This window comes from Brucella intermedia LMG 3301 (genome assembly GCF_000182645.1).
Lineage (GTDB): Bacteria > Pseudomonadota > Alphaproteobacteria > Rhizobiales > Rhizobiaceae > Brucella > Brucella intermedia.
Genome location: NZ_ACQA01000001.1, coordinates 1,896,287 through 1,922,818, shown reverse-complemented (window position 1 = coordinate 1,922,818; position 26,532 = coordinate 1,896,287). Strand labels below are relative to the sequence as shown.

The window sequence follows — 26,532 nt, the reverse complement described above, 5'->3', positions numbered from 1 at the left end:
GCTCCTCCCAATAACACCTTGAGCCATTGCGGAAAAACCGCACGGCATCCTCCTTCAAGCAGTCTTTCGAAATCGGGAAACAGCTTTTCCTCTTCGCCGTTCGCCCTCTGCCCGCGCCCGGTTTGTTCCTCCACCCGGGCTTTGAATTGAACGGTAGCATTGACAAATGCGTACAAGAACAACAATTTTTGAACATTGTCTGTTCAAAAATGTACAGAGGCGGTGGCGTGGGTCATCTCTGCTGTCTGGGAGGCGGCGTGCGGCAGTTTACATGGGACGATCTGCAATATTTTCTGGCGGTTGCCCGCACGGGACAGCTTTCGACGGCGGCGCGGCAATTGCGCACCAGCCATGTTACTGTGCTGCGGCGGATCGACCGGCTGGAACAGGCCCTGGCGACCAAGCTTTTCGAGCGGAACCCGCGCGGCTATCTGCTGACGCCCATCGGTGAACGGCTGGTGACCTCTGCCGAGGTCATGGAACGCGAGGCGGTGAAGTTCCAGACGGAGGCCACGGGCAATCTGGCGGCGCTGTCGGGCGTCGTGCGGCTTTCGACGCTGGAAGGCTTTGGCAATTTCTTCCTCGCCGACCGCCTGCCGGTGCTGGCGCAATCCTATCCGAGCCTGTTCGTGGAAGTGGTGACGATCCAGCAGATCATGTCGCTGTCACGCCGCGAGGCGGAACTGTCGATCACGCTGCATATGCCGCGCACCGGTCCCTATCACAGCGAGAAACTGACGCCCTATCGTCTCTTCATCTATGGGCATCGCGATTATCTGGACCGGCATCCGCCGATCAGGACGCGCGAGGACATGGCCCGGCATCCTTTCATCGGTTACATCGACGACATGGTTTTCACGCCCGGCCTCGATTACATGCGCGAGATCCTGCCGGGGCAGCGCTGTACCTATCAAAGCTCGAGTATCCATGCGCAACTGATCGCCACCCAGATCGGCTATGGCCTGTGCGTGCTGCCTTATTTCATCGCGAGCCGGCACCCGGAACTGGTTCCGGTTCTGCCGCGCGAGATGCATCTGGTGCGTGAATACTGGATGAGCTGTCACATCGATGTGGTCGCCGCACCCCGAATCCGGGTGTTGAGCGATTTCATGATCCGCGCCGTGCGCGAGTCGTCAGCAATCTTCCTTGGGGAACCCCTGCTGCGGGCATGATATTGTGTGATTGCCGTTCAGATCGTGCCGCCGCCGATGGCGACGATGCATGTAATGACGAGTGCGGTAAAACCGAACCCGATAATGAACAGATTAAGTGTTCTCATGACCCCTCCCTTTCAACCCAGGGGCGTTATGTTCGACTTGCGGTGGAATGTCTACCTTAAATTGCAACTATCCAGACTAAAGTGGTAGAGCCGCTCTTCAGCCGTTCTCACGCTCGATATCCCGGCGAAGCACGATTGCGGTAGTGAGATCCTCTACCGTTTCATGGGTGGCGATGAGATCGCGCAGGCGATTGAGGCGGTCTATGGAGGGAACTTCAACCTCCACGATCAAATCGAGCTGGCCGCTTACCGACGATACGCGGCGTACTTCGGCATGGCGCGCCAGCTCGTCGAGAAGGCCAAGCGCAGGCGTGCGCTTGAGGCTGACCAGAATTATGGCGCGGATGATATTGCCGTCGATCTGGCCAATATCTGCCCGATAGCCGCGAATAACGCCGCTTTTCTCCAGATTGGCGACACGTTCGCCGGTGGCGCTGCGCGAAAGCCCGATACGGCCCGCAAGCGTCTTCAACGGTATGCGCGCCTCCTTGGAGAGAATGGCCAGTATCTCGCGATCCTTCGCATCCAGTTCCCGCATGGTCGGATGTGCTCCCGCCGTAAATGTGCCGGTCCATTCCGGCAAAGTGCCGGTCTGACCGACGCCTTGTCTGATGCCTGAAAATCGCGGACATGCCAAGCTCCTCCTGTTGCCTCCCATTCATATTCAACCCGTGAAGCGCCTCCCATGACCGATATTTCGCATCCCGCCCCCGATTTTTCGCCAGAAGAGGCCGAAGTGCTGGCCCAGCTTCATTTCGGCGTGACGGCGAGTGCTTCGCCGCTCGACAGCGAGCGCGACCGCAATTTCCGCCTGAAAACGGGCAATGGGTCGGCGGACTGGATATTGAAGATCGTCAATGCCAGCGAGCCGCCTGTGGAAAGCGAATTCCAGACCGCGCTTCTCCAGCATCTGGCAAAGGCCGATCCGGCGCTTGCCGTGCCGCGCCTGAAGGCGAGCCTGTCGGGCGAGGTGCTGGCTTCTGTCAAAAAGGATCAGGGCAAGCCGCATGCGCTGCGGGTGGCGAGCTGGCTTCCCGGCACGCCGCTTGCGGAAGTTCCGCGCACCAGAACGCTCATGCACAACCTTGGCGCAGCGCTCGGCGAACTTGATCGCGCCTTGCAGGGCTTCATCCATCCGGGCGCGCTTCGCGATTTCGACTGGGATCTGCGTCATGCGGGGCGGGCGCGCGACCGGCTGCATTTTATCGACAAGGCGGAAGACCGCGCTGTCGCGGAGCGCTTCCTTGCCCGTTTCGAGCGCGATGTGGCGCCGAAGCTGCCATTGCTGCGCGCGCAGGTGATCCACAACGACGCCAATGACTGGAACGTGCTGGTCGACAGCCGGGACAATGAACGCATTGCCGGGCTGATCGATTTCGGCGATTCCGTCCATACGGTGCTGATCGCCGAAGTGGCGATTGCCTGCGCCTATTCCATCCTGGACATGGACGACCCGATCGGGGCAGCCGCTGCCCTTGCCGCCGGGTTCCATGCGAAATATCCGCTTCTGCCGCAGGAAATCGACCTTCTGTTCGACCTGATCGCAATGCGTCTCGTGACAAGTGTCACGCTGTCGGCGTCGCGCCGCGAAAAGACCGATGACAATCCTTATCTGGCGATCAGCGAAGCACCTGCATGGCGGCTTCTGCACAAGCTGGACTCCATGAACCCGCGCTTTGCCACCGCGATCCTGCGGAAAGCCTGTGGTTTCGATGCAGTGGAGGGTGCCGGTGCGGTGCGCCGTTGGATCGCCGCGAACAGCAAGGCTTTCGCGCCTGTCGTGCGCCCGCATCCTGCCACGATGACCAAGGCGCTGGTGCCTTATGGCGACCCGGCCCATGTGATGACGGTCGATTCCGCCGGGCAGCGCCCGAAGGAAGCAACGGCCTGGTGGGATGATTTCTGCGCCCGCAACCGTATCGAACTCGGCATCGGCCCATGGGGCGAAAGGCGTACCGTTTATACCGACGAGGCGTTCCGTTCGCGCTTTGTCGAAGGCGAGCGGCGTGTCCACCATCTGGGGCTTGATCTGTTCATGCCCGCAGGCACGCCTGTCTACACGCCGCTTGCAGCCATCGTGAAAAGCGTCGAGATCGAGACCGCGCCGCTTGGCTATGGCGGGTTGATCGCGCTGGAACATCAGCCGGAAGACTGCCCGCCCTTCATCACGCTCTGGGGCCATATGGCGCATGAGGCGATGTCGCGGCTGAAACCCGGCCAGAAGCTCGCCGCTGGCGAACTGGTCGGCTATATGGGCGACATGCACGAGAATGGCGGCTGGACGCCGCATCTCCATTTCCAGATTTCGACCGATACCGGCCTGACGGCTGCGGAAATTCTGGGCGTGGGCGAAAATGCCTTTCTCGATGTATGGGCCGACATCTTCCCGGATGCCGCAGCCCTTGCCGACATTCCGGCGGAAGCTTTCCACCAGAGCGGGCGCACGCGCGCCGAAATCGTCAGCGCGCGCAAGGATATTCTGCTGCCGAACCTCTCCATCTCCTATTCCGAGCCGATCAAGTTCGTGCGCGGCGAGGGCGCATGGCTGATCGACAATCGGGGCCGCGCCTATCTCGACTGCTTCAACAACGTCTGCCATCTCGGCCATGCGCATCCGGAAGTGGTGGAGGCAATTGCCAGACAGGCGGCGATCCTCAACACCAATACGCGCTATCTCCACGACAATATCGTTTCCTATGCCGAGCGGATGACGGCGACCTTGCCGGAAGGTTTGACGGTGGCGTCATTTGCCTGTTCGGGCAGCGAGGCGAACAGTCTGGCGCTGCGCATGGCGCGCGCGCATTCGGGCCAGCGCGATGCGCTGGTGCTCGACTGGGCCTATCACGGCACGACGCAGGAACTGATCGACCTCAGCCCCTATAAATACAAGCGCAAGGGCGGCAAGGGCCGTCCGGACCATGTGTTCGAAGCCGCTATTCCCGACAGCTATCGCGCACCGGAAAACTGGCCGCTGGCGGAACATGGCAAGCGCTTTGCCGAAAGCGTGGCCGAACAGATCGAGGCCATCAAGAAATCTGGACGCGGCCCCGCCTTTTTCATTGCGGAATCGATCCCGAGCGTGGCCGGTCAGGTCTTCCTGCCAGAAGGCTATCTGCGTGAAGTCTATGCGATGGTGCGCGCTGCTGGCGGCGTCTGCATTGCAGATGAGGTGCAGGTCGGCTTCGGCCGTGTCGGCAGCCACTGGTGGGCGTTTGAAATGCAGGACGTGGTGCCGGATATCGTCACCATGGGCAAGCCCATCGGCAATGGCCACCCGATGTCGGCTGTGGTGACGACGCGCGAAGTCGCCGACAGCTTCAACAATGGCATGGAATATTTCAACACATTCGGCGGCAATCCGGTTTCCTGCGCGGCGGGTCTGGCGGTGCTGGATGTGATCGAACGTGACGGCCTGCGCCGCAATGCGCTGGAGACAGGCAACTATCTCCTCGACGGGTTCCGCGCAATGCAGAAGCGCTTCGATGTTATCGGCGATGTGCGCGGGCAGGGGCTGTTCCTCGGCATCGAACTGGTCACGGATCGCAAGACCAGGGAACCGGCAACCGCGCTGGCCAAGAAGATCAACGACGGCGCGCGCGAGCGCGGCATCCTGATGGGAACCGAAGGTCCGTTCGACAATGTGCTGAAAATGCGCCCGCCGATGATCTTCAGCCGCGCCAATGCGGGATCATCTCCTGAACGTTCTGGAGGACAGCTTCGCGGCTGCGCTGAAATAGGGCCTGACCCTAGTTCGTGTCTGATCGAAATAACAACAAGCCCGGCGGGCACGTCGCCGGGCAATGGATCGGCTTTGCTAAAATTCCGAGGTTAGGGCCGATATTCTGGGAGGAGGAACAATGAAAAATATTCTTTTGGGTTCGTTGCTGGCGGCGGGCTTTGCCCTGTCCGCTCAAGGTGGGGCGCAGGCCGACACGCTCTCGACGGTCAAGGAACGCGGCAAGCTCAATTGCGGCGTCAGCCAGGGCGTCGCCGGCTTTTCGTCGCCGGACGATCAGGGCAAATGGACCGGCTTCGACATCGATTTCTGCCGCGCGGTTTCGGCAGCGGTCTTCGGCGATCCCGACAAGGTGAGCTTCATTCCGCTTTCGACCAAGGAACGCTTTACCGCCTTGCAGTCCGGCACGGTCGATCTGCTTTCACGCCAGACGACGTGGACGCTCTCACGCGATGCGGGCATGGGCATTCTTTTTGTCGGCACGGCCTATTATGACGGGCAGGGCTTCCTGATCCGCAAGGACCTTGGCGTCGACAGCGCGCTGAAGCTCGACGGCGCGTCGGTTTGCACCGAACAGGGCACCACCACCGAACAGAACGCCGCCGATTATTTCAGCGCCAACAATATCAAGTATGAGCCGGTGGTGATCGATTCCGCCGACGGTATTCTGAAGGCGTTCGAAACGGGCCGCTGCGATGTCTACACGACCGACGCATCCGCGCTCTACGCGCAGCGTCTCAAGCTTGCCGAACCGGACGCCTTCACCGTTCTGCCGGAAGTGATTTCCAAGGAGCCGCTTGGACCTGCCGTCCGACAGGGCGACGATAAATGGTTCAACGTCGTCCGCTGGACCCTGTTCGCGCTGCTTGAGGCAGAGGAACTGGGCGTCACGCAGGCATCGGCTGAAGCGGACCTCAACTCAAAGAAGCCGGATGTGCGCCGTTTCCTCGGTTCGGAAGGCGACGGCGGCCAGCAGCTCGGCCTCGAGCCGAAATGGGCCTATAATGTCGTCTCCACGATTGGCAATTATGGTGAAATGTTTGAACGCACCATCGGCAAGGGCAGCCTGCTCAAGATCGACCGCGGCCTCAATGCACTGTGGAACAAGGGCGGGCTGATGTATGCGCCGCCTGTAAAGTAAAGCCAGATAAAGCAGATGAAAGAGCCCCGGAAAACCGGGGCTCTCTTGTTTTTACTTCTGCTTCGCAAAACCCTGTTCGCGCATCTGGCTGAGGCTCATCTTCGGGGAAAGCGCTTCGGGATCGATGCGGATTTCGATGAGGCCGGGTTTGCCGGACTTTTCGCAAGCCTCGAAGGCGGGGGCGAAATCCGCCGTCTTCTCCACCACTTCACCATGCAGGCCATAGGCGCGGGCCAATGCCGCGAAGTCGGGATTGGCAAGGCCGGTGCCCGAAACGCGGCCCGGATAAGTGCGCTCCTGATGCATGCGGATCGTGCCGTACATGCCGTTGTTCACGACGATGAAGATGGCATTGGCTCCATACTGCGCCGCCGTTGCCAGCTCCTGTCCGTTCATGAGGAAACAGCCGTCGCCTGCAAAGGCAATGACGGTGCGTTCCGGCGCGGTAAGCTTGGCGGCAACCGCAGCCGGTACGCCATAACCCATCGAGCCGTTGGTAGGCGCAAGCTGGCTGCGATAGGTGCGGTACTGGTAGAAGCGATGCGGCCAGGCGGAATAGTTGCCCGCGCCGTTGGTGATGATGGCGTCGGCTGGTAGATGCGCACGCAGCCATTCCATCACTTCGCCCATCTGAACTTCGCCGGGGATGACCGGCGACTTGATGTTGTCGCGATAATCGGCATTGGCGCTGTCGGTCCATGCCTTCCAGCGCGGATCGGCGACCGGCGCAAGCCTGGCCGCTGCCGCACAGAAGGCCGGCATGGAAGCATTGACCGGAACGTCCGCATGATAGACCCGGCCCAGTTCCTCAGCGCCCGGATGGATATGGACAAGCTTCTGCTGCGGCACCGGAATGGATACGAGTTCGTAGCCTTGCGTCGTCATTTCGCCAAGGCGTGCGCCGATCACGATCAGCAGGTCGGCATCGCGCACGCGCTGCGCCAGCCTGGGGCTGATCGAGGTGCCCATTTCGCCAGCATAAAGCGGGTGAGTGTTGTCGAACATATCCTGACAGCGGAAGGAAGCAGCGACCGGCAGGTGCATGTTTTCTGCAAATTTGCGCAGGTCGCTGACGGCATCGTCATTCCAGCCGCCACCGCCGACGATCACGAGCGGCCGTTCGGCCTTTGCAAGCAGCGCCTGCATGTCCTGCAACTGGTCCGCGCCCGGATGCATCTGAACCTGCTTATAGGCCGGTGCGTCGCTGACGGCGGCATAGGATGTCAGCATGTCTTCCGGCAGCGCGATCACGACCGGGCCGGGACGTCCGTTGACGGCGCGGTGAAAGGCCTGGCTGACGAGTTCCGGTATGCGGGCGGGATCGTCGATCTGGACGACCCATTTGGCCATCTGGCCGAACATGCGGCGATAATCGATTTCCTGAAACGCCTCGCGCTCGACCTGATCGCTGGCGACCTGTCCGATGAAGAGCAGCATCGGCGTCGAGTCTTGAAAAGCGGTGTGCACGCCGACGGAGGCGTTGGTCGCGCCCGGGCCGCGTGTGACGAAGCAGATGCCGGGCTTGCCGGTCAGCTTGCCATAGGCTTCCGCCATATAGGCCGCGCCGCCTTCCTGCCGGCAGACGATCAGGTCGATCGCATCGCTGGCATCGTGAAAGGCGTCAAGCGCAGCGAGATAGCTCTCGCCGGGTACGCAGAAGACGCGGTCGGCCCCATGGATGCGCAGCGCATCCACCAAAATCTGGCCTCCGGTACGGGCATTGGGTTTGCTCGTCATTGTATGCATTTCCTCAATCTCACCATGTCTGGCTCGCCATTCCCGGCTTGCCTTGCAAGGGCGGTTTTTCCGCCTCTTTTCAAAAAGATCGTCCCGAAATTCCGGACAATTCATGTGTTTGGGGGAACGGGAACTCATGGTCAGACGCACCCAAATGGCCGACAGGTGCACCGGGCCTTGGTCTCGCGGCCGGGTTTTACCCTCAGCCGTCTGCTTTTCCTCCCAGTCAAGCACGCTGATATGAACATAGCCAGCGGTGCGAATACAGATTAAACATCATGACCAAACAGTATGAACTCATGATGCACCGGTATGGAGGAAAGGCAATGGCCAGGGAAAAGACGGGCGAGATCCGCATCGGCATTGGCGGCTGGGCCTATGAACCGTGGGATGAGAGCTTCTATCCCGAGAAACTTCCGAAGAAGCGCCAGCTCGAATATGCGTCGAGCAAGCTCACTTCCATCGAAATCAACAGCACCTATTACGGTCCGCAGAAACCTGCGACCTTCGCCAAATGGCACGATGAAACACCGGACGGTTTCGTGTTTTCGCTGAAAGCGCCGCGTTTTTCCACCAATCGCCGCGTGCTGGCCGAAGCGGGCGAGAGCATTGAGAAGTTCATGACCGGCGGCATGATGGAGCTGAAAGACAAGCTGGGCGTGGTCAACTGGCAGTTCATGGGAACGAAGAAGTTCGACCCCGTGGATTTCGAGGCGTTCTTGAAGCTTCTGCCCAAGCGGGTCGACGGGCGCGATGTGCGCCACGCGGTGGAAGTGCGCCACGACAGTTTCAACTCGCCGGAGTTCATTGCGCTGCTGCGCGAATATGGTGTGGCGGTGGTGATTGCGGGCGACAGCGACTTTCCGCAATTTGCCGATATGACGGCGCCTTTCGCCTATTTCCGTATCATGGGGACGAAGGAAAGCCAGCCGGGCGGTTATGGCAAGGGCGAACTCGATCAGTGGGCGGCGCGCGCAAAGGCAGTTGCCGCCGGCGAGCTTGCCGAAGGGTTGAAGACCGTCACGCCGCCCGTTGCTGATTATATCGCCCGCGATGTCTATCTCTATGTCATCAGCGGCTATAAGGCGCATAATCCGCATGCGGCCATGGCCTTGATCGAACGGATAAAATGATGCCTCGTGGCGGCTGTTGATTTCATCTGAGTCGCCTGAGCATCATGTCAAAATTCGATCTTCCCGCGCTAGAAGCTTTCGTTCGCACCGTTCCGCAGCACTATAAGGGGCCGGGCGGCGCGGTCGCCGTGGTGAAGGATGGCAAGGTCGTCCTGCGCCACGCCTGGGGCTTTGCCGATCTTTCAGCGCGAAAGGCGATGACGCCGCAAACGCGCATGCCGATATGCTCGGTCAGCAAGCAGTTCACCTGCGCCGTGTTGCTGGACAGCGTTGGCGAGCCGGAAGTTCTTGACGATGCGCTTGCCGCCTATCTCGACAGGTTCACGGAAGAGCGCCCGAGCGTGCGCGACCTGTGCAACAACCAGTCGGGCCTGCGCGATTACTGGGCGCTGACTGTTCTGTGCGGGGCCGATCCGGAAGGCGTCTTGCTGCCGGAACAGGCGCAAAGCCTGCTGCGCCGCCTGAAGACCACGCATTCCGCGCCGGGCACGCATTATTCCTATTGCAACGGCAATTTCCGCATTCTGGCTGATCTTATCGAAAGCCATACGGGCCGAACCCTGGTCGAGCTTCTGGCGGAGCGTATTTTCAAGCCTGCGGGCATGAAGACCGCTGCACTCATCCCCGATACCGCGATGTTTGACGAATGCACCGGCTATGAGGGCGATACGGTGCGCGGGTTCCTGCCTGCCGTCAATCGCATCCACTGGATGGGCGATGCGGGCATCTGCGCGTCGCTCGACGACCTGATCGCCTGGGAACAGTTTATCGACGCGACACGCGACGACGAAGACGGAATCTATCGTCGCCTGAGTGGTCCGCAGACTTTCAGCGATGGCAATGCGGCTCCCTACGGTCTCGGCCTCAAGTTCGAGGAAGCAGGCGGCAGGCGGCTCACCGGCCATGGCGGGGCGCTGCGCGGCTGGCGCTGCCAGCGCTGGCACTGCGCCGATGAGCGTCTCTCGACGATTGCCCTGTTCAATTTTGAAGGCGGCGCGTCCGATGTCGCCTTCAAGCTGATGAATATCGCGCTTGACGTTTCCACGACGGAACAGGTCCGCGTCGAAGCCGATGCCGCTTGGTTCGGCTCGTGGCTGGACCATGAAACCGGCCTCGTGCTGAGCCTCGAAGATGCCGGGCGCGGGCGCATGAAGGCGCGTTTCGGCACCGGACCGGAAGTGATGGATGTGGTGGGCGAGAACGAAGCGCGCTCGTCGATGACCACGATCCGCCGCAAGGGCGATACGATCCATCTTGCGCGTGAGGATGAAAATCTGAGCCTGACGATGCAGCGCCTGAAAGGGGCGGCGAAGCAGGATATCGCAGGGCGCTATCGCAGCGAAGAGCTTGAAGCCGATCTTCTGATCGTCAATGAGGGCGGTGCATTCTACGGGGCGTTCGAGGGTTTTCTCGGCAAGAGCGATATGTATCCGCTCTATGAGGCAGGCCCGGACGTCTGGTTGCTGCCGGTGCAGCGCTCCATGGATGCGCCGTCGCCGGGCGAATGGAAACTTGTCTTCCATCGCGATGCCAAAAGCGGGATAACAGGCATGACCGTCGGCTGCTGGCTGGCGCGGCATGTGGACTACAGGAGAATTCCGGAATGAGCGAACTGAAAGTCAGGACCCGCGAGACGGGCGCCGTCGCTGAAATGCCGCATGGAAAGCTTCCGGTCATCACCACGCCGACCGGCGGCGTTGTCGAAATCGTCACCAGTGTCAGTCAGGCAGGCTTCAACCCGCTCGACCTCATCTATTCGTCGGTCGCGGCCTGCATGGCGCTCAGCGCGCGCATTGCTGCCGGCAAGCTCGAGCTGAAGGACAAACTCACCGATGTGCGGGTGGAGGTGAAGGGCGACAAGGCGCATGAAGGGCCGTCGCGCATCGAGCGGTTCGATATCACCTTTCATTTCGGCGGCGATCTGACCGGGGACGAAAAGCACCGGCTAGCCGAAATGGCCGAGGAAATCTGCACGGTCAGCAATACGCTGCGCGGCGAGCCGCAGTTTGATCTGAAGGTATCGTAACCTTGAGAGTGGTTCTATACGATAGAGCCGTAAGAACCTCTCCCTTTCTCCTTTACCGCATTTTCGAACGCAACACCGGTTCCCACTTTTGCTGGAAAATGCTCAAATAACGTCCCGGATGCGATCGACGCCAAGCTTGATGACGCTTTCCATGGCCTGACGCGCTTTCTGCGGGTCGCGCGATGCGATGGCATGGGCAATGCGCAGGTGATTGGCCGCGCATTCGGCAATGCCTTCCCGCGATGCCGCAGGCGATGAAAGCTGGAACGAGATTGCAAGCGCCGCCTCGATCAGGCCGCTGACCGAGCGCATGAACGGGTTGCCCGACATGCGGGCGATGGCAAGATGGAATTCCAGATCGACCTTGGCGATGGATTCAGGCGTGTGGTCGGGGTTGTCGAATTTGGCGGCGAGGGCGTAAAGTTCGACGATCTCGTCGCTGGAGGCGCGCTCTGCTGCCGCAGCCGCAGCCGCCGGTTCCAGCGCCATGCGCATTTCCGCCAGATGATCCACGAAGACCTCATCGAAGCCCGCCTCGAAGCGCCAGGTCAAAACGTCGGGATCGAAGAAATTCCAGCTGGCATGGCCCAGAACGCGCGTGCCGACCTTGGCCTTGGGTTCGATCAGGCGCTTGGCGGCAAGCGTCTTCATCGCCTCGCGCAGGACGGTGCGGGATACGCCGAAGCGCAGCGAAAGTTCATGGTCGCCGGGAAGGATCGAGCCTTCGGGAATGTTGCCCGCGACGATCCCACGGCCCAGTTCCCCCACAACCACCGCGTGGCTGTTATGGCGCTTGCGTCCGGTTATGGCCGTTTCCAGCAATCCCAATTCAGGCCTCCTTCATGCGTTGCCGCGCGTGTTTTATATCGGAAAACCACAAGAGTCCCCGTTGCAGGGCGATAAACAGAAACAGCAATATACCGATAGCAATTTTCGTCCACCATGAAGACAGCGTTCCGTCGAAAACAATGTAGGTCTGGATCAGCCCCTGTATGAGAATGCCGACGAATGTGCCTGCCACAAGGCCCGCGCCGCCCGTCAGGAGCGTCCCGCCGATCACCACCGAAGCGATGGCGTCGAGTTCCACGCCGACCGTCGCCAGCGAATAGCCGGACGAGGTGTAAAGCGTATAGACGATCCCGGCGAGGCCGGAAAGCACGCCCGACATCGTATAGATGGCGATTGTGGTGCGGGCAATCGGAACGCCCATCAGTTCCGCCGATTGCTGGTTGCCGCCAAGCGCATAGATATTGGCGCCGAAGCGCGTGCGATGGGCGATGATGCCGCCGACGATGAAGACCGCGAGCATGAGCATGGCGATGAATGTCAGCCTTCCGCCGCCCGGAAGCCGGAGATAAAGCCCCTGCAAGCTATCGAGAAACGGATGCGCTATGGGTACGGATTGGGTGGAGATGAGAAAGGCCGCGCCGCGTGCCAGAAACATGCCGGCAAGCGTGGCGACGAAAGGCGGGATGCCAAGGAAATGGATCATCACGCCCATCCACGCCCCGAACAAGGCCGCGATCACCAGAATGAGCGCGAAAGCCACGAGCGGGTGCACGCCGAGCTGCCCCACCAGAACGGCGACGAAGACGCTGGTAAAGGCGATGACCGAGCCGACCGAAAGGTCGATGCCGCCCGAAAGGATCACGAATGTCATGCCCACGGCGGCAATGCCCAGAAAGGCATTGTCGGTCAGAAGATTGCCGATCACCCGCGTCGACAGCATGTTCGGAAACTGGATGATGCAGATCGCATAGGCAAGCAGGAAGATTGCAACGGTTGTCAGGAAAGGCAGATTGCGTAGCGCTCTCATTGCTGTGCTCCCTGCTGGCTTTGGCGGACCGGCTTGGCTCCGTCGCCCTTGCGCTCGGAGCGCAGGAAGGCGATCAGCTGGACGATGGCCGGCGACTGGAAGGTGAGTACGATCACGATGATGATCGCCTTGATGATGAGGTTGAATTCCGGTGGAAAGCCCGCCATCAGGATGCCGGTATTGATCGACTGGATGATGAGAGCACCGAGCAGCGAGGCCATGATCGAGAAACGTCCGCCATTGAGCGACGTGCCGCCGATGACCACCGCCAGAATGGCGTCGAGTTCGAGCCACAGCCCTGCATTGTTGGCGTCCGCGCCGCGAATATCCGCCGCCGCGATCAGCCCGGCAAGGGCTGCGCCAACGCCGGAAACCGCATAGACGCTGAACAGGAGAAAGTGCGCCTTGACCCCCGCCAGCATCGCCGCGCGACGGTTGATGCCGGTTGCTTCGATCAGGAAGCCGAGCGCGCTCGTGCGTACGGCAAGGCCCACTGCGAGACCGGCCAGAATCCAGATCAGGACCGGAACGGGCACGCCGAGGAAGGAGCCGGAACCAAGTGCGGCAAAGGAATCATTGTTGAAGGTCAGGATCGCGCCTTCGGTGATAAGCTGCGCGATGCCGCGCCCCGCCACCATCAGGATGAGCGTTGCAATGATCGGCTGGAGATCGAAGACGGCGACCAGGAAGCCGTTCCACAGGCCGCAGAGCAGGCCGACGCCAAGTGCGGCCGGAATGACGATAGCAAGCGGATAGCCCGCCACGATGAGCGAAGCGGCAAAGGCGCCGCTGATCGCCATCACCGCGCCGACCGAAAGGTCGATGCCGCGGGTCGCGATCACAAGCGTCATGCCGACGGACAGGATGGCGACGGGCGCCGCACGCACCAGAATATCGATCAGGCTGCCATAGAGGCGTCCGTTCTGGAAAGAGATGTCGAGAAATCCGGGCGCGATGATGGTGTTTGCCGCCAGAATGAGCACGAGGGCAGCGAGCTGGGGGGCAAGTCTTTTCAGTTTTCTGGTCATGCGGGCAATCATGCTGCCGCTTCCTTTTCGCTTCCGGTCTCTGCGATTGCGCGCACGATGTTGTCGGCGGTGATTTCCTCGCCTTTCAGTTCCGCGACATGGCGGCGATCCGAGAGGACGACGACACGGTTGGCCACGGCGGCAAGCTCCTCGAATTCCGACGAGATGATGACGAGCGACATGCCTTCGGCGCAAAGCTCGCCGATGAGCTTGAGGATTTCGGCATGGGCGCCGATATCGATGCCGCGCGTTGGCTCATCCAGGATCAGGAGACGCGGATCGGTAGCGAGCCAGCGCGCCAGAATGGCTTTCTGCTGGTTGCCGCCGGACAGGAACTTGATCGGCTTGTCGGGATCGGGAGGCCGAATATCAAGCGCCTTGATGTAACGCTGGGCAAGCGCCGTCTTCTCACGTGAAGAGATCGGTCTCGACCAGCCACGCTTCGCCTGAACGGCGAGCGCAATGTTTTCGGCCACCGAAAAATCGCCGATGATGCCATCGGTCTTGCGCTCTTCCGGACAAAAGGCAAAGCGCTCGGCAATCGCGGCAACGGGCGAGGGCAGCCGGGTCTCCTTTCCATCGACGGTCAGGCTTCCGCTATCGGTCTGATCGACGCCGAACATCAAAAGTGCGGTTTCGGTGCGGCCGGAACCGAGCAACCCGGCAATGCCGACGGCTTCTCCGGGCCTGATCGAGAGATCGAATGGCGCAACGCTGCCCTTTTTGCCGAAGTCCGAAAAACGGATCGGCGCGACCGTTTCCGCGCTGACATCCTCGGTGAGCTGGCGGCGCACGGTTTCCTGCAATTGATGGCCCAGCATCATAGAAATAAGGTCGGTGCGCGGCAGGTCCGACAGGTTTCGACTGCCGACCAGACGACCGTTGCGCAGCACGGTGGCGCAATCAGCAATCGCATAGACCTGATCCAGAAAATGGGTGATGACAATGATGCCAAGGCCTTCAGCCTTCAACTGGCGCAGAACGCCAAATAGCATTTCGACTTCACGCGCGTCGAGACTGGCGGTCGGCTCATCGAGCACCAGCACCTTGCCGGAAAGATCGACGGCGCGGGCAATGGCGATGATCTGGCGGATGGCGACGGAATAGGCAGACAGAGGCGCACCGACATCAATAGCGAGGCCGTAGCGCGAAAGGAGTTGCGCTGCATCCCTTTCCATCCGCCCGCGATCGACCAGCCCGAAGCGCCTGGGCTGGCGTCCAAGGAACAGGTTTTCTGCAACCGTCAGGTTTTCGAGCAGGTTCACTTCCTGATAGACCGTGCCGATGCCGAGCGTCTGGGCTTCCGCCACGGATGCGGGCGCAATCGGCTGGCCTTCAAGCAGGATCGATCCATCGAAGCCGTGATAGGCGCCGGTCAGGATCTTGATGAGCGTGGATTTGCCCGCGCCGTTTTCGCCGAGCAAGGCGTGGATTTCGCCGCGGTGAAGCGTGAAATCGACATGGTCGAGCGCGGTTACGCCCAGAAAGGATTTGGTGATCGAACGGGCTTCAAGAAGCGGTGTTCCCACCGCCGATGCAGCGTCTTTTGCAGCCATGGCATTCTTCCGTTTGCGCTTCGCAAAGGGGTATCCGGGCCGACAGCGGCCCGGATGAAGCGGATCAGTAGCCGAGGCCCTTCTTGGCTTCGTAGACGGCCTTCGGATCGTCAGCCTGTGTATAAAGCTTCGATTCCGTCTGGATCCATTTCGGCGGAACGGTGCCCTTGTCCTTGAAGGCTTCAATCGCGTCGAAGGCCGGGCCTGCCATGTTCGGCGTCAGCTCGACGGTTGCGTTGGCTTCTCCAGCCGCCATGGCCTGAAAGATATCCGGCACGGAGTCGATCGACACGATCTTGATTTCCGTACCCGGCTTCAGGCCAGCTTCCTTGATGGCCTGGATGGCGCCGACGGCCATGTCGTCATTATGGGCGTAGACCGCGCAGATATTCTTGCCGCCGCCTTCGGCCTTGATGAAGCTTTCCATGACTTCCTTGCCCTTGGTGCGGGTGAAGTCACCGGTCTGCGAACGGGTGATCTTGATGTTGTCGTGTCCCTTGATCGCGTCCTCAAAGCCCTTCTTGCGGTTGATGGCAGGCGAGGAGCCGGTGGTGCCCTGAAGCTCAACCACGTTGCATGGCTTGTCGCCCACATCCTTCACCAGCCAGTCGCCGGCCACCTTGCCTTCATGCACCTGGTCGGAGGTGACGGCGGTGAGGTAAAGATCTTCCGGGGAATCGATCTGGCGATCAAGCAGCACGACCGGAATTTCCGCTTCCTTGGCTTCCTTCAAGACCGCATCCCAGCCGGTGGAAACGACCGGCGCGATCAGGATCGCATCGACGCCTTGAGCAATGAAGCCGCGGACGGCCTTGATCTGGTTTTCCTGCTTTTGCTGGGCGTCGGCGAATTTCAGCGTATAGCCGCGCTTTTCGGCTTCCTGCTTGGTCAGGGCCGTTTCTGCGGCGCGCCAGCCCGATTCCGAACCGATCTGCGAAAAGCCGACCGTCAGCGATGCGGCGGATGCGCTCGAAATCAGGGCAAGCGATAGTGCGGCCGTCAGAGCCGCCAGACTGCGTTTCATGATAGTTCCTCCCAATAATAAGGCCCTCCCGGCCTTCGTGTTTATGAAGCATATAATATTACTTTATGGCAAGCGCCTTTCGATAATTCCCAATAAAATGCTGGTGTGACAAACGGGCAATATCTAAATTTATGAATATGAAACAAAGGCTTGTATCATTGCGCGGGGAGCAGCTTTTCTGAACGATGCATGTGGGGGCGTCTGCTTGCTTGACAAAGCAGCCTGCAGCAAAATAGTCATATTAATAACGCGAACCGTGGATTGACGCCTTGTGGTGTTTTTCAAGCGGTCAGGGTGAATTCCGCAAAGGGTAATGCGGAAAACGGGAGGTTTAATGTTACGTCTGGTCCAGTTCCGCGACGAAAGCGGAGAAATGCGTGTGGCTGCCTGCAATGACGAGGGAGCGGCGCATGTCGTCAGGGGCGTGGCAACGACCTATGAACTGGCCTCGGCGGCAATTGCCGCAGGCGTCAGCCTTGAAGAACAGGTGGCGAAGAGCGGCAAGGGTGAAGCTGTCGATATCGATGCCGCCCTGGCAGCGGGCCGCGTCGGCCTGCCGATCACGCATGCCGATCCGGCCCATCTGATCGTGGCCGGTACGGGCTTGACGCATCTGGGTTCCGCCGATGGCCGCGACAAGATGCACAAGGCCGCGCAGGCTGCCGAGAAGCCGACCGATTCCATGCGCATGTTCCTGATGGGCGTCGAAGGCGGCAAGCCGCAGCCGGGTGAGACCGGCGTTCAGCCGGAATGGTTCTACAAGGGCGACGGCTCCGCGCTGGTCGCTACCGGTGGCGAACTGGTTTCGCCTTCCTTTGCCGAAGATGGCGGCGAAGAGCCGGAGCTTGCAGGCATCTATCTGATCGGCCCGGATGGTACGCCGTTCCGGCTCGGCTTCTGCCTTGCCAACGAGTTTTCCGACCATGTGACCGAAAAGCAGAACTATCTCTGGCTTGCCCATTCCAAACTGCGGCAGGCGGCGCTTGGGCCGGAGCTTTATGTGGGCGCGCTGCCGGATCATGTGGAAGGCGTTTCACGCATTCGTCGCGGCGATGAGATCATTTTTGAAAAGCCGTTCCTGTCGGGCGAAGCGAACATGTCGCACACCATCGCCAATCTAGAACATCATCATTTCAAATATGAGCTGTTCCGCCGTCCGGGCGACATTCATGTCCACTTCTTCGGCACGGCGACCCTGTCCTTCTCGGAAGGCGTGAAGACGGAAACTGGCGACCGGTTCGAGATTTCCGCCAAGCCGTTCCGCTATCCGCTGGTCAACAGGCTGGCGCAGGCGTCCGCCGAAGACGTTGTTGTGAAGGCGCTCTGAAATGGCGGCTGAATCGAACATCGCTGTCGCAATCGTCGGTCTCGGCAAGATCGCGCGCGACCAGCATCTGCCGTCCATCGAGGCCGTCGATGGCATCGAGCTGAAAGCCATCGCCAGCCGCAATGCCGGGCTGGACGGCCTGTCGTCCTTTCACGATATCGATGCGCTGCTTGGCAGCGATGTCGCCATTGACGCGGTGTCGCTCTGCACGCCGCCGCAAGGGCGTTTTCAACAGGCTTACGCGGCCCTGAAGGCGCGCAAGCATGTGATGCTGGAAAAACCTCCGGGCGCGACCATTTCGGAAGTGCAGGCGCTGGAACGGCTCGCGCAAGCGGCAGGCGTGACGCTTTATGCTACGTGGCATTCGCGGGAAGCGGCAGCGGTCGAACCGGCGCGGGAATTCCTGAAAGATGCGGAAATCCGTTCGGTCTCGGTCATATGGAAGGAAGATGTGCGCCACTGGCATCCCGGCCAGCAATGGATATGGGAGCCGGGCGGGCTCGGTGTGTTCGATCCGGGCATCAATGCGCTTTCCATCGTGACGCATATCCTGCCGGAGCGCTTTTTCCTGAAGCAGTCCGATCTGTATTTTCCTGAAAACCGTGCAGCGCCGATTGCCGCCGATCTCAAATTTGAGACGGAAAGCGGCTTGCCGGTTTCGTTCGAGCTGGACTGGCGCCAGACCGGCCCGCAGACCTGGGACATTCGCGTCGAGACCGACAAGGGCACGGTTCTGCTCAGTCATGGCGGCAGCCGCCTGGCCATTGCCGGAACCGAGAAGATGGCCGAGCCGGACCGCGAATATCAACGACTTTACAAGCGTTTCGTGCAATTGATCCGTGCGGGGCGTTCGGATGTCGATCTCGCTCCGCTGACCCATGTGGCCGATGCGTTTCTGCTCGGAAAGCGACATGTCGTCGAAGCATTTGAAGATTAAAGCGCATCCCGAAAAGTGTGAAACGGTTTTCGGACAAGATGCGCGATGAACCAAACATTTGGAATGTCGATCTGATTTTAAGGATCGGCGTCGAAGGAATCGAGACCGCTGTCCGGTCTCTCACCCACGCAGGACAATGAAATGAACAAGCCCGTCTCTCCGAAACCGCCAAAGTTCCGCTCCCGCGCCTGGTTCGACAATCCCGATAATGTCGACATGACCGCGCTCTATCTGGAGCGCTACATGAATTACGGCCTGAGCCAGGAAGAGCTGCAGTCCGGTCGCCCGATCATCGGCATTGCGCAGACGGGTTCCGACCTCTCGCCTTGCAACCGTCATCATCTGGAACTGGCCAAGCGCGTGCGCGAAGGCGTGCGTGAGGCTGGCGGCATTGTCATCGAGTTTCCGGTCCATCCGATCCAGGAAACCGGCAAGCGCCCGACGGCGGGCCTCGACCGCAACCTTGCCTATCTCGGCCTCGTGGAAGTGCTTTACGGCTACCCGCTCGACGGCGTGGTGCTGACGATCGGCTGCGACAAGACCACGCCCGCCTGCCTTATGGCGGCGGCAACCGTCAACATTCCGGCCATCGCCCTTTCGGTCGGTCCGATGCTCAATGGCTGGTTCCGTGGCGAACGCACCGGTTCGGGCACCATCGTCTGGAAGGCGCGCGAACTGCTCGCCAAGGGTGAAATCGACTATCAGGGCTTCGTGAAGCTCGTTGCTTCCTCGGCTCCATCGACCGGCTATTGCAACACGATGGGCACGGCGACGACGATGAACTCGCTTGCCGAAGCGCTCGGCATGCAGCTTCCCGGTTCCGCCGCCATCCCGGCGCCCTATCGCGACCGGCAGGAAGTGGCTTATCTCACCGGACGCCGCATCGTGGAAATGGTTCATGAAGACCTGAAGCCGTCGGATATTCTGACCAAGGATGCCTTCGTCAATGCGATCCGCGTCAATTCCGCTATCGGCGGCTCGACCAATGCGCCGATCCACCTGAACGCACTTGCCCGCCATGTCGGCGTGGACCTGACGGTCGATGACTGGCAGAAATATGGCGAGGAAATTCCGCTTCTGGTCAATCTCCAGCCCGCCGGTGAATATCTCGGCGAGGACTATTACCATGCCGGCGGCGTACCGGCTGTCGTCAATCAGCTGATGGGGCAGGGCCTCATCAATGAGGACGCGCTGACCGTCAACGGCAAGACCATCGGCGAGAACTGCAGGAACGCGACTATTGAAGACGGCAATGTCATCAAGACCTACGACCAGCCGCTGAAGAAACATGCCGGTTTCCGCGTGCTGCGCGGCAATCTGTTCTCGTCGGCGATCATGAAGCTCAGCGTGATTTCGGACGAGTTCCGCAATCGCTACCTGTCCGACGACAAGGACCCGAATGCCTTTGAAGGCAAGGCGGTCGTGTTTGACGGACCGGAAGATTATCATCACCGCATCGACGATCCGTCGCTGGAAATCGACGAGCATACGGTGCTGTTCATGCGCGGTGCAGGCCCGATCGGCTATCCGGGCGCGGCGGAAGTCGTCAACATGCGCGCGCCGGATTATCTCTTGAAGAAGGGCGTTACTTCGCTGCCTTGCATCGGCGACGGTCGCCAGTCGGGCACATCGGGTTCGCCTTCGATCCTCAACGCTTCGCCGGAAGCGGCCGCGGGCGGCGGACTGGCCATTCTGAAGACCGGCGACCGCGTGCGCATCGATCTCGGTCGCGGCACGGCGGATATTCTGATCTCGGATGAGGAACTGGCCGAGCGCCGCAAGGCGCTGGAAGCTGCGGGCGGCTATAAATATCCGGAAAGCCAGACGCCGTGGCAGGAAATCCAGCGCGCCGTTGTCGGCCAGATGGAAACCGGCGCGGTTCTGGAAAATGCGGTCAAGTATCAGGATATCGCGCATACGCGCGGCCTGCCGCGAGACAATCACTAAGGCCGGTCCCGATGGCTCTCGATAAAAAGCCATTTGCAGCAGTAGCGGACTGGGGCACCACCCGGTTCCGCCTCTGGACGCTGGATGCCGATGGCAATGTGCTGGGCGAAAGCCGTGGCGATGACGGTCTGCTGCAGGCAAAGGAAGCCGGTTTCGAGCCAACGCTCGAACGGCACCTTGCTTCTGTCGGCGCAGCGGATGATCTGCCGGTGGTGATATGCGGCATGGCCGGTTCGCGGACCGGCTGGATCGAAGCGCCCTATATGAGCCTGCCCGCCGGGCTGGAGGGCATTGTGAAGGCGGCGGTGCGCGTGCCTGCGCGTCGCCACGTCATCATGCTGCCGGGTGTCGCGCGCCGGGACGAACTGGCCCCCGACGTGATGCGTGGGGAGGAAACCAAGCTTCTGGGCCTCGTGCATCGCGGAACGCGGGATGCGGTGGTGGTCATGCCCGGCACCCATGCCAAATGGGTGCGGATTGCCGATGGCGGTCTCGCCGATTATCGCACCTTCATGACCGGCGAAATGTTCGCTCTCCTGAAGGATAAATCGGTGCTGGCCGGTGCGCTGGAAGGTGCGGGTGCGGTCGATCCGAATGGCGAGGCTTTCGCTGCGGGTGTGAAAGCCTCGCTGGAAAGTCCGGCGCTGATTTCCAACGCGCTCTTTTCCGTTCGTGCAGGCTGGCTCGTGCATGATCGCAAGCCGACGGACCAATTGGCCCGTCTGTCGGGCCTGCTGATCGGGCTGGAAGTTGCTGGCGGGCGCACGCTCCATGGCGGACCTGAAGAAGTGCTGCTCCTTTCGGACGACACGATGGGGGCGCTTTATGCCAGCGCGCTTGAAATCGCGGGGCTGAAGGTCCGGCGCGTGGCGGCGGACGAGCTGGTACGGGATGGTCTCTTCATGGCGGCAAGACACGCCTTCGGAGGAATTGCGCAATGAGCGGGCATATCGCATGGCCGAAATTGCGCTATCCGCTGGTCGCTATCCTGCGCGGCATCCGCTGGCAAGAAACCGAGGCGATTGTCGGCGCGCTGATCGAGACGGGTTTCGAGGCTATCGAAATCCCGCTCAATTCGCCGGAACCTTTCGTGTCGATCGAAAAGGCCGCCAAGCTCGCGCCTGCCAATGTGCTGATTGGCGCGGGAACAGTGCTGAGTGTCGAAGATGTGGACCGCCTCAATGATGTCGGCGGCAGGCTGCTGGTGAGCCCGAATGTCGAGCAGGAGGTCATCCGCCGTGCCGGACAGCATGGCATGGTGACGATGCCGGGCGTGTTCACGCCGACGGAAGCTTTCACGGCGATCCGCGCAGGCGCGTCGGCGCTGAAATTCTTTCCGGCAAGCGTGCTGGGTGCTGACGGCATCAAGGGCGGTATGCGCCGTCTTGCCGAAGGATATTCCGGTCGGCGCCGTGGGCGGTGTTTCCGAGGCTGATTTTGCGACCTATCGGACAGCGGGAGTAAGCTGCTTCGGTTTGGGTTCCAGTCTTTACAAGGCCGGCTTTACGGCGGCCGAAGTTCGTGAACGTGCTGAGCGCGCGGTTGCGGCATGGGACAAGATCGCGGGCTGAGAAGCTTCGCGACGGGAAGAATTCCGCGTGGCCGGAAGGTGGGGGCGGAAATTTTGGGAGAACGACAGGCAGAAAAACCTGTCCCAATTTGGGAGTGAGACAATGGCAGGCATGAAATCTCTAACACTGGCAGTCGCGATGGCCGCGCTTGCCTTTAGCGGTCTGGCGCATGCGGAAGACAAGGGTCTTGTCGCCGTCGCCATGCCGACGAAGTCTTCGGCGCGCTGGATCGCCGATGGCGACAACATGGTCAAGGTGCTGAAGGAACGCGGCTACCAGACCGATCTTCAATACGCCGAAGACGACGTGCCCAACCAGCTTGCGCAGATCGAAAACATGGTGACCAAGGGCGCCAAGGTTCTCGTGGTTGCATCGATCGACGGCACGACGCTTTCCGACGTGCTGGCCAAGGCACATGACGCAGGCATCAAGGTCATCGCCTATGATCGCCTGATCCGCGATACGCCGAATGTCGATTACTATGCGACCTTCGACAATTTCCAGGTCGGCGTGCTGCAGGCGCAGTCTATTGAAAAGGCTCTGGACCTGAAGAACAAGCCGGGCCCGTTCAATATCGAGCTTTTCGGCGGCTCGCCGGACGATAACAACGCCTACTTCTTCTACAACGGCGCGATGTCGGTGCTTCAGCCTTATATCGATAGCGGCAAGGTCGTTATCGGCAGCGGCCAGACCGGCATGGACAAGGTGGCGACCCTGCGCTGGGACGGTGCAACCGCTCAGGCCCGCATGGATTCGATCCTTTCCGCCTATTATGCCGACAAGAAGCTCGATGCGGTCCTGTCGCCTTATGACGGCATTTCCATCGGTATCCTGTCGTCGCTCAAGGGTGTAGGCTATGGCAGTGGCGACATGCCGATGCCGGTCGTCTCCGGTCAGGACGCGGAAGTGCCTTCGGTGAAGTCGATCCTCGCCGGTGAGCAGAACTCGACCATCTTCAAGGATACCCGTGAACTCGCCAAGGTCACGGTCGACATGGTCGATGCGCTGATGAGCGGCAAGGAGCCGGAAGTCAACGACACCAAGACCTATGACAATGGCGTCAAGGTCGTGCCGTCCTACCTGCTCAAGCCGGTGATCGTCGACAAGTCGAACTGGAAGCAGGTTCTGGTCGATAGCGGTTACTACAAGGAAGACCAGATTCAGTAATTTATTGTTCCGGGCGTATCGGAGGATGTGCCCGGAACTATTCTGCAAGCCATTGCCCCAAACCCCCCAGCCTTTCGGCTGGGGTAGGCTTGGCGATTGACAGCGTTGTCTTTCCAGCGCGGGCAATGGTTGCAGAATTTGTAATGGGAGCGAGCGATGAATGTAGCCAATCCTGTCCTGCGCGAGCAGCCTGACGGCGAGCCGGATATCGCCGGCAAGCCGCTTCTGGAAATGCGCGGCATCAGCAAGTCTTTCGGGGTTGTCAAAGCGCTGAGCGATGTCAATTTTACCGTGATGCCGGGCGAGATCCACGCCTTTGTGGGTGAGAACGGGGCGGGCAAGTCGACCTTGATGAAGGTGCTGTCGGGGGTCTATCCGCATGGCAGCTATGAGGGGTCGATCTTCTTCGACGGCGAGGAACGGCAGTTTCGCGACATCAACGATTCCGAAGCGCTTGGCATCGTCATCATCCATCAGGAACTGGCGCTCATACCGCTGATGACGATTGCCGAGAACATTTTCCTCGTCAATCCGCCCGCGAGCTATGGCGTCATCGACCGCAGCACGGTGCACAAGCGCACCCGCGAGCTTTTGCAGAAGGTCGGCCTGTCGGAACAGCCAGATACGCTCGTCACCGATATCGGCGTGGGCAAGCAGCAGCTTGTCGAAATCGCCAAGGCATTGTCGAAGCGCGTGCGGCTCCTGATCCTCGACGAACCGACCGCGAGCCTCAACGAGACCGACAGCGCGGCGTTGCTGGCGCTTCTGCGGGAGTTTCGCGCGCAGGGCATCACGTCGATCCTCATTTCGCACAAGCTCAATGAAATCCGCGAGGTCGCCGACAAGATCACCGTGCTGCGCGACGGCAAGGCGGTGGCCACGCTGGATTGTCATGCAGGCGAAGTGGAGGAGGACGACATCATCCGCAAGATGGTGGATCGCGACCTGGAAAGCCGCTACCCGAAGCGTGATCCCAAGATCGGCGATGTCATCTTCGAAGTCGATAACTGGTCGGTCTATCATCCGCTGCATCCCGAGCGTCATTCGGTCAAGAACGTATCGTTCAAGGTGCGGGCGGGCGAAATCGTCGGCATTGCCGGTTTGATGGGCGCGGGCCGCACGGAATTCGCCATGAGCCTTTTCGGGCGTTCATGGGGAACGAATATCAGCGGCGACGCACGCATCAACGGTCGGCAGGCGGATATTTCCACCGTCGCGCGGGCGATCAAGGCAGGGCTTGCCTATGTGACCGAGGACCGCAAGAAGCTCGGCCTGGTCTTAGGCGAAAACATTTCGCGTAACATCTCGCTCGCGCACTTGCGCGGCGTCAGTCCGAAAGGCGTCATCGACGACATTCGCGAAATGAAGATCGCGAATTCCTATCGCGAGCAGATGAGCATTCGCTGCCACAACGTCTATCAGGAAACCGGCACGCTTTCGGGCGGCAACCAGCAGAAGGTCGTGCTGTCGAAGTGGCTCTTCACCGGCCCCGACGTGCTCATCCTCGACGAGCCGACGCGCGGCATCGATGTCGGCGCGAAATACGACATCTACACAATCATCAATTCACTGGCAGACAGCGGCAAGGGCGTGGTCGTCATTTCTTCGGAAATGCCGGAACTGATCGGCATCTGCGACCGCATCGTCGTCATGCATGAAGGTGCCTTTGTCGGCGAAGTCGCCGGCGAGGAAGCAACGCAGGAAAACATCATGCGCGCCATCATGCGGAACAAGGGAAAACGGCAATGAGCGAGAATATCATCGGAAGCAGTGGATCGAAAGTTCCTGCAAGCAGCGTGGGGCGTTATCTCAAGAACAATCTGCGTGAATCCGGCATGCTGCTCTCGCTGGTCGCGATCATGATATTTTTCCAGATCGTGACGGGCGGCGTGCTGATGAAGCCGCTGAACCTCACCAATCTGGTGCTGCAGAACAGCTATATCGTCATCATGGCATTGGGGATGCTTCTCATCATCGTCACCGGCCATATCGATCTTTCGGTCGGCTCGGTCTGCGGTTTTATCGGCGCGCTTGCCGCCGTGATGATGGTGAGGCTCGGCGTGCCCTTTCCCATCGCGGCAATTCTCTGCCTGCTGGTGGGCGGTCTCATCGGCGCGATACAGGGGTTCTGGGTCGCCTATTTCAACATTCCGTCCTTCATCGTCACACTCGCGGGCATGCTGGTCTTCAAGGGCCTGATGCTGGCCGTGCTGGGCGGGCAGTCGGTGGGCCCGTTTCCGGTCGTGTTCCAGAAACTGTCGTCCGGCTTCATACCGGAAATCATCGGTACGACCGGCGGTGTGTATCTGACATCGCTCATCATCGGCGTGCTGCTTGCCGGTTTCATGATCTGGCAGAACGTGAAATCACGCCAGCGCCATATTGCCCATGAAGTGGAAACGGAGCCGTTCGGCCTGTTCGTCATCAAGAACATTCTGTTCTTTGCAGCGATTGCCTATCTGTCGCTCTTGATTTCCATGCATCGCGGCTTGCCGAACGTGCTCATCATCATGGCGGTTCTGATTGCGGCCTATGCGTTTCTCACCAACCGGACGGTGCTCGGACGGCAGATCTATGCAGTGGGCGGAAACCGCCATGCGGCAAAGCTTTCCGGCGTGAAGACCGAGCGGCTGACCTTCCTCGCTTTCGTCAATATGGGCGTGCTGGCAGCACTTGCCGGTCTTGTCTTCGCGGCGCGCCTCAATACGGCGACGCCGAAGGCCGGCATCGGCTTCGAGCTGGACGTGATCGCCGCTTGCTTCATCGGCGGCGCATCGGCCTATGGCGGTGTGGGCCGTGTGACGGGTGCGGTGATCGGCGCGCTCATCATGGGCGTCATGAACAACGGCATGTCGATCCTCGGCATCGGCATCGACTATCAGCAGGTCATCAAGGGGATCGTGCTGCTGGGGGCTGTCTGCATCGACGTCTATAACCAGAAGCGCTGATATTTCGGCTCTGGTGGCCTGCAAATGGCGTTGTTTTGCTCTTCCGGTGCTCACGTACCTTTAAGTACGTTGCGCGCCGGTTCTCAAACTCCACCATTTTCGGCTCACCATAGCCAAAATACGCCTGGTGCTTCGCCGTCGGGGGCGGGCGAAGCTCCA

At 60.3% G+C, this 26,532-nt stretch carries 19 protein-coding genes and 2 pseudogenes; 14 read left to right on the top strand and 7 right to left on the bottom strand.

The genetic code is table 11. The features are described from left to right. Nucleotides 1–257: 257 nt before the first annotated feature. A complete protein-coding gene (locus tag OINT_RS09180) occupies nucleotides 258–1,172 on the top strand; it encodes a LysR family transcriptional regulator (protein ID WP_006472975.1) in 915 nt (304 codons plus the stop codon). Nucleotides 1,173–1,376: 204 nt separating this feature from the next. On the opposite strand, the gene OINT_RS09175 is transcribed toward OINT_RS09180, so the two are convergent. Beyond that, complete coding sequence (locus tag OINT_RS09175) at nucleotides 1,377–1,817, bottom strand: Lrp/AsnC family transcriptional regulator (protein ID WP_006472973.1); 441 nt, start codon at nucleotides 1,815–1,817, stop codon at nucleotides 1,377–1,379. 147 nt (nucleotides 1,818–1,964) lie between these two features. Between OINT_RS09175 and OINT_RS09170 the strand changes: the two are divergent. Both OINT_RS09170 and OINT_RS09165 read left to right on the top strand, forming a co-directional pair. Beyond that, nucleotides 1,965–5,016 (top strand): annotated as a pseudogene (locus OINT_RS09170) (aminotransferase class III-fold pyridoxal phosphate-dependent enzyme). 120 nt (nucleotides 5,017–5,136) lie between these two features. Beyond that, nucleotides 5,137–6,156: an amino acid ABC transporter substrate-binding protein gene (locus OINT_RS09165; RefSeq protein ID WP_006467521.1), complete on the top strand. Its 1,020-nt coding sequence runs from the start codon at nucleotides 5,137–5,139 to the stop codon at nucleotides 6,154–6,156. Between the two features lie 51 nt (nucleotides 6,157–6,207). Here the strand turns inward: OINT_RS09165 and OINT_RS09160 are convergent, their stop codons facing one another. Continuing rightward, a complete protein-coding gene (locus OINT_RS09160) occupies nucleotides 6,208–7,893 on the bottom strand; it encodes a thiamine pyrophosphate-binding protein (protein ID WP_006472968.1) in 1,686 nt (561 codons plus the stop codon). Nucleotides 7,894–8,219: 326 nt separating this feature from the next. Between OINT_RS09160 and OINT_RS09155 the strand changes: the two genes are divergently transcribed. Genes OINT_RS09155 through OINT_RS09145 form a run of 3 tightly spaced genes read left to right on the top strand, consistent with a single transcriptional unit; the run spans nucleotide 8,220 to nucleotide 11,052 of the window. Continuing rightward, entirely contained in the window at nucleotides 8,220–9,026 is an 807-nt protein-coding gene (locus tag OINT_RS09155) for a DUF72 domain-containing protein (protein ID WP_006472966.1), read from the top strand. Between the two features lie 44 nt (nucleotides 9,027–9,070). After that, nucleotides 9,071–10,633 (top strand): D-aminopeptidase, encoded by a 1,563-nt coding sequence (locus OINT_RS09150; RefSeq protein ID WP_006467516.1) that lies wholly within the window; start codon nucleotides 9,071–9,073, stop codon nucleotides 10,631–10,633. Further along, a complete protein-coding gene (locus OINT_RS09145; protein WP_006467515.1) occupies nucleotides 10,630–11,052 on the top strand; it encodes an OsmC family protein in 423 nt (140 codons plus the stop codon). Before OINT_RS09150 ends, OINT_RS09145 begins: the two co-directional genes overlap by 4 nt. A gap of 102 nt (nucleotides 11,053–11,154) precedes the next feature. Here OINT_RS09145 and OINT_RS09140 read toward each other — a convergent pair whose 3' ends face one another. The 5 genes from OINT_RS09140 to ytfQ form a co-directional block, all read right to left on the bottom strand. Beyond that, nucleotides 11,155–11,880 (bottom strand): FadR/GntR family transcriptional regulator, encoded by a 726-nt coding sequence (locus OINT_RS09140; RefSeq protein WP_006467514.1) that lies wholly within the window; start codon nucleotides 11,878–11,880, stop codon nucleotides 11,155–11,157. 1 nt (nucleotide 11,881) lies between these two features. Beyond that, nucleotides 11,882–12,868 carry a galactofuranose ABC transporter, permease protein YjfF gene (gene yjfF, locus OINT_RS09135; protein WP_006467513.1) on the bottom strand — a complete coding sequence of 329 codons (987 nt, stop codon included), beginning with the start codon at nucleotides 12,866–12,868 and terminating at the stop codon, nucleotides 11,882–11,884. Beyond that, nucleotides 12,865–13,908 (bottom strand): ABC transporter permease, encoded by a 1,044-nt coding sequence (locus OINT_RS09130; protein ID WP_006467512.1) that lies wholly within the window; start codon nucleotides 13,906–13,908, stop codon nucleotides 12,865–12,867. The genes yjfF and OINT_RS09130 overlap by 4 nt, the downstream gene beginning before the upstream one ends. Next, nucleotides 13,905–15,452: a sugar ABC transporter ATP-binding protein gene (locus tag OINT_RS09125; RefSeq protein ID WP_006467511.1), complete on the bottom strand. Its 1,548-nt coding sequence runs from the start codon at nucleotides 15,450–15,452 to the stop codon at nucleotides 13,905–13,907. Before OINT_RS09125 ends, OINT_RS09130 begins: the two co-directional genes overlap by 4 nt. A 64-nt stretch (nucleotides 15,453–15,516) precedes the next feature. Continuing rightward, nucleotides 15,517–16,476: a galactofuranose ABC transporter, galactofuranose-binding protein YtfQ gene (gene ytfQ, locus OINT_RS09120; RefSeq protein ID WP_006472965.1), complete on the bottom strand. Its 960-nt coding sequence runs from the start codon at nucleotides 16,474–16,476 to the stop codon at nucleotides 15,517–15,519. 334 nt (nucleotides 16,477–16,810) lie between these two features. Between ytfQ and araD1 the strand changes: the two genes are divergently transcribed. From araD1 to mmsB, 8 genes and pseudogenes are all read left to right on the top strand, one after another. Beyond that, nucleotides 16,811–17,803 carry an AraD1 family protein gene (araD1, locus tag OINT_RS09115; RefSeq protein WP_006472964.1) on the top strand — a complete coding sequence of 331 codons (993 nt, stop codon included), beginning with the start codon at nucleotides 16,811–16,813 and terminating at the stop codon, nucleotides 17,801–17,803. Nucleotide 17,804: 1 nt separating this feature from the next. Then, on the top strand, nucleotides 17,805–18,740 hold the full coding sequence (locus OINT_RS09110; RefSeq protein WP_006467507.1) for a Gfo/Idh/MocA family protein: 936 nt from the start codon (nucleotides 17,805–17,807) through the stop codon (nucleotides 18,738–18,740). Nucleotides 18,741–18,881: 141 nt separating this feature from the next. Beyond that, entirely contained in the window at nucleotides 18,882–20,687 is a 1,806-nt protein-coding gene (locus OINT_RS09105; protein ID WP_006467506.1) for an IlvD/Edd family dehydratase, read from the top strand. Between the two features lie 11 nt (nucleotides 20,688–20,698). Further along, nucleotides 20,699–21,628, top strand: coding sequence for a 2-dehydro-3-deoxygalactonokinase (locus OINT_RS09100; RefSeq protein WP_006467505.1), 930 nt, complete (start codon nucleotides 20,699–20,701; stop codon nucleotides 21,626–21,628). Next, nucleotides 21,625–22,258 (top strand): annotated as a pseudogene (locus OINT_RS09095) (2-dehydro-3-deoxy-6-phosphogalactonate aldolase). Before OINT_RS09100 ends, OINT_RS09095 begins: the two are co-directional and overlap by 4 nt. A 102-nt stretch (nucleotides 22,259–22,360) precedes the next feature. Further along, nucleotides 22,361–23,425, top strand: a complete 1,065-nt coding sequence (gene chvE / locus OINT_RS09090) for a multiple monosaccharide ABC transporter substrate-binding protein (RefSeq protein ID WP_006472962.1) — start codon at nucleotides 22,361–22,363, stop codon at nucleotides 23,423–23,425. Between the two features lie 156 nt (nucleotides 23,426–23,581). Beyond that, the gene (mmsA, locus tag OINT_RS09085; RefSeq protein ID WP_006467503.1) at nucleotides 23,582–25,174 is read left to right on the top strand and encodes a multiple monosaccharide ABC transporter ATP-binding protein; all 1,593 of its coding nucleotides are present in this window, start codon (nucleotides 23,582–23,584) and stop codon (nucleotides 25,172–25,174) included. Then, the gene (mmsB, locus tag OINT_RS09080) at nucleotides 25,171–26,373 is read left to right on the top strand and encodes a multiple monosaccharide ABC transporter permease (protein WP_006467502.1); all 1,203 of its coding nucleotides are present in this window, start codon (nucleotides 25,171–25,173) and stop codon (nucleotides 26,371–26,373) included. Before mmsA ends, mmsB begins: the two co-directional genes overlap by 4 nt. Nucleotides 26,374–26,532: the final 159 nt, after the last annotated feature.

What these genes read in the sequence shown, in the direction of transcription:
- OINT_RS09175 (WP_006472973.1), bottom strand. Translation starts at nt 1,817, where the DNA reads ATGCGGGAACTGGATGCGAAGGATCGCGAGATACTGGCCATTCTCTCC.
- OINT_RS09165 (WP_006467521.1), top strand. Translation starts at nt 5,137, where the DNA reads ATGAAAAATATTCTTTTGGGTTCGTTGCTGGCGGCGGGCTTTGCCCTG.
- OINT_RS09160 (WP_006472968.1), bottom strand. Translation starts at nt 7,893, where the DNA reads ATGACGAGCAAACCCAATGCCCGTACCGGAGGCCAGATTTTGGTGGAT.
- OINT_RS09155 (WP_006472966.1), top strand. Translation starts at nt 8,220, where the DNA reads ATGGCCAGGGAAAAGACGGGCGAGATCCGCATCGGCATTGGCGGCTGG.
- OINT_RS09150 (WP_006467516.1), top strand. Translation starts at nt 9,071, where the DNA reads ATGTCAAAATTCGATCTTCCCGCGCTAGAAGCTTTCGTTCGCACCGTT.
- OINT_RS09145 (WP_006467515.1), top strand. Translation starts at nt 10,630, where the DNA reads ATGAGCGAACTGAAAGTCAGGACCCGCGAGACGGGCGCCGTCGCTGAA.
- yjfF (WP_006467513.1), bottom strand. Translation starts at nt 12,868, where the DNA reads ATGAGAGCGCTACGCAATCTGCCTTTCCTGACAACCGTTGCAATCTTC.
- OINT_RS09130 (WP_006467512.1), bottom strand. Translation starts at nt 13,908, where the DNA reads ATGATTGCCCGCATGACCAGAAAACTGAAAAGACTTGCCCCCCAGCTC.
- OINT_RS09125 (WP_006467511.1), bottom strand. Translation starts at nt 15,452, where the DNA reads ATGGCTGCAAAAGACGCTGCATCGGCGGTGGGAACACCGCTTCTTGAA.
- ytfQ (WP_006472965.1), bottom strand. Translation starts at nt 16,476, where the DNA reads ATGAAACGCAGTCTGGCGGCTCTGACGGCCGCACTATCGCTTGCCCTG.
- araD1 (WP_006472964.1), top strand. Translation starts at nt 16,811, where the DNA reads ATGTTACGTCTGGTCCAGTTCCGCGACGAAAGCGGAGAAATGCGTGTG.
- OINT_RS09110 (WP_006467507.1), top strand. Translation starts at nt 17,805, where the DNA reads ATGGCGGCTGAATCGAACATCGCTGTCGCAATCGTCGGTCTCGGCAAG.
- OINT_RS09105 (WP_006467506.1), top strand. Translation starts at nt 18,882, where the DNA reads ATGAACAAGCCCGTCTCTCCGAAACCGCCAAAGTTCCGCTCCCGCGCC.
- OINT_RS09100 (WP_006467505.1), top strand. Translation starts at nt 20,699, where the DNA reads ATGGCTCTCGATAAAAAGCCATTTGCAGCAGTAGCGGACTGGGGCACC.
- chvE (WP_006472962.1), top strand. Translation starts at nt 22,361, where the DNA reads ATGGCAGGCATGAAATCTCTAACACTGGCAGTCGCGATGGCCGCGCTT.
- mmsA (WP_006467503.1), top strand. Translation starts at nt 23,582, where the DNA reads ATGAATGTAGCCAATCCTGTCCTGCGCGAGCAGCCTGACGGCGAGCCG.
- mmsB (WP_006467502.1), top strand. Translation starts at nt 25,171, where the DNA reads ATGAGCGAGAATATCATCGGAAGCAGTGGATCGAAAGTTCCTGCAAGC.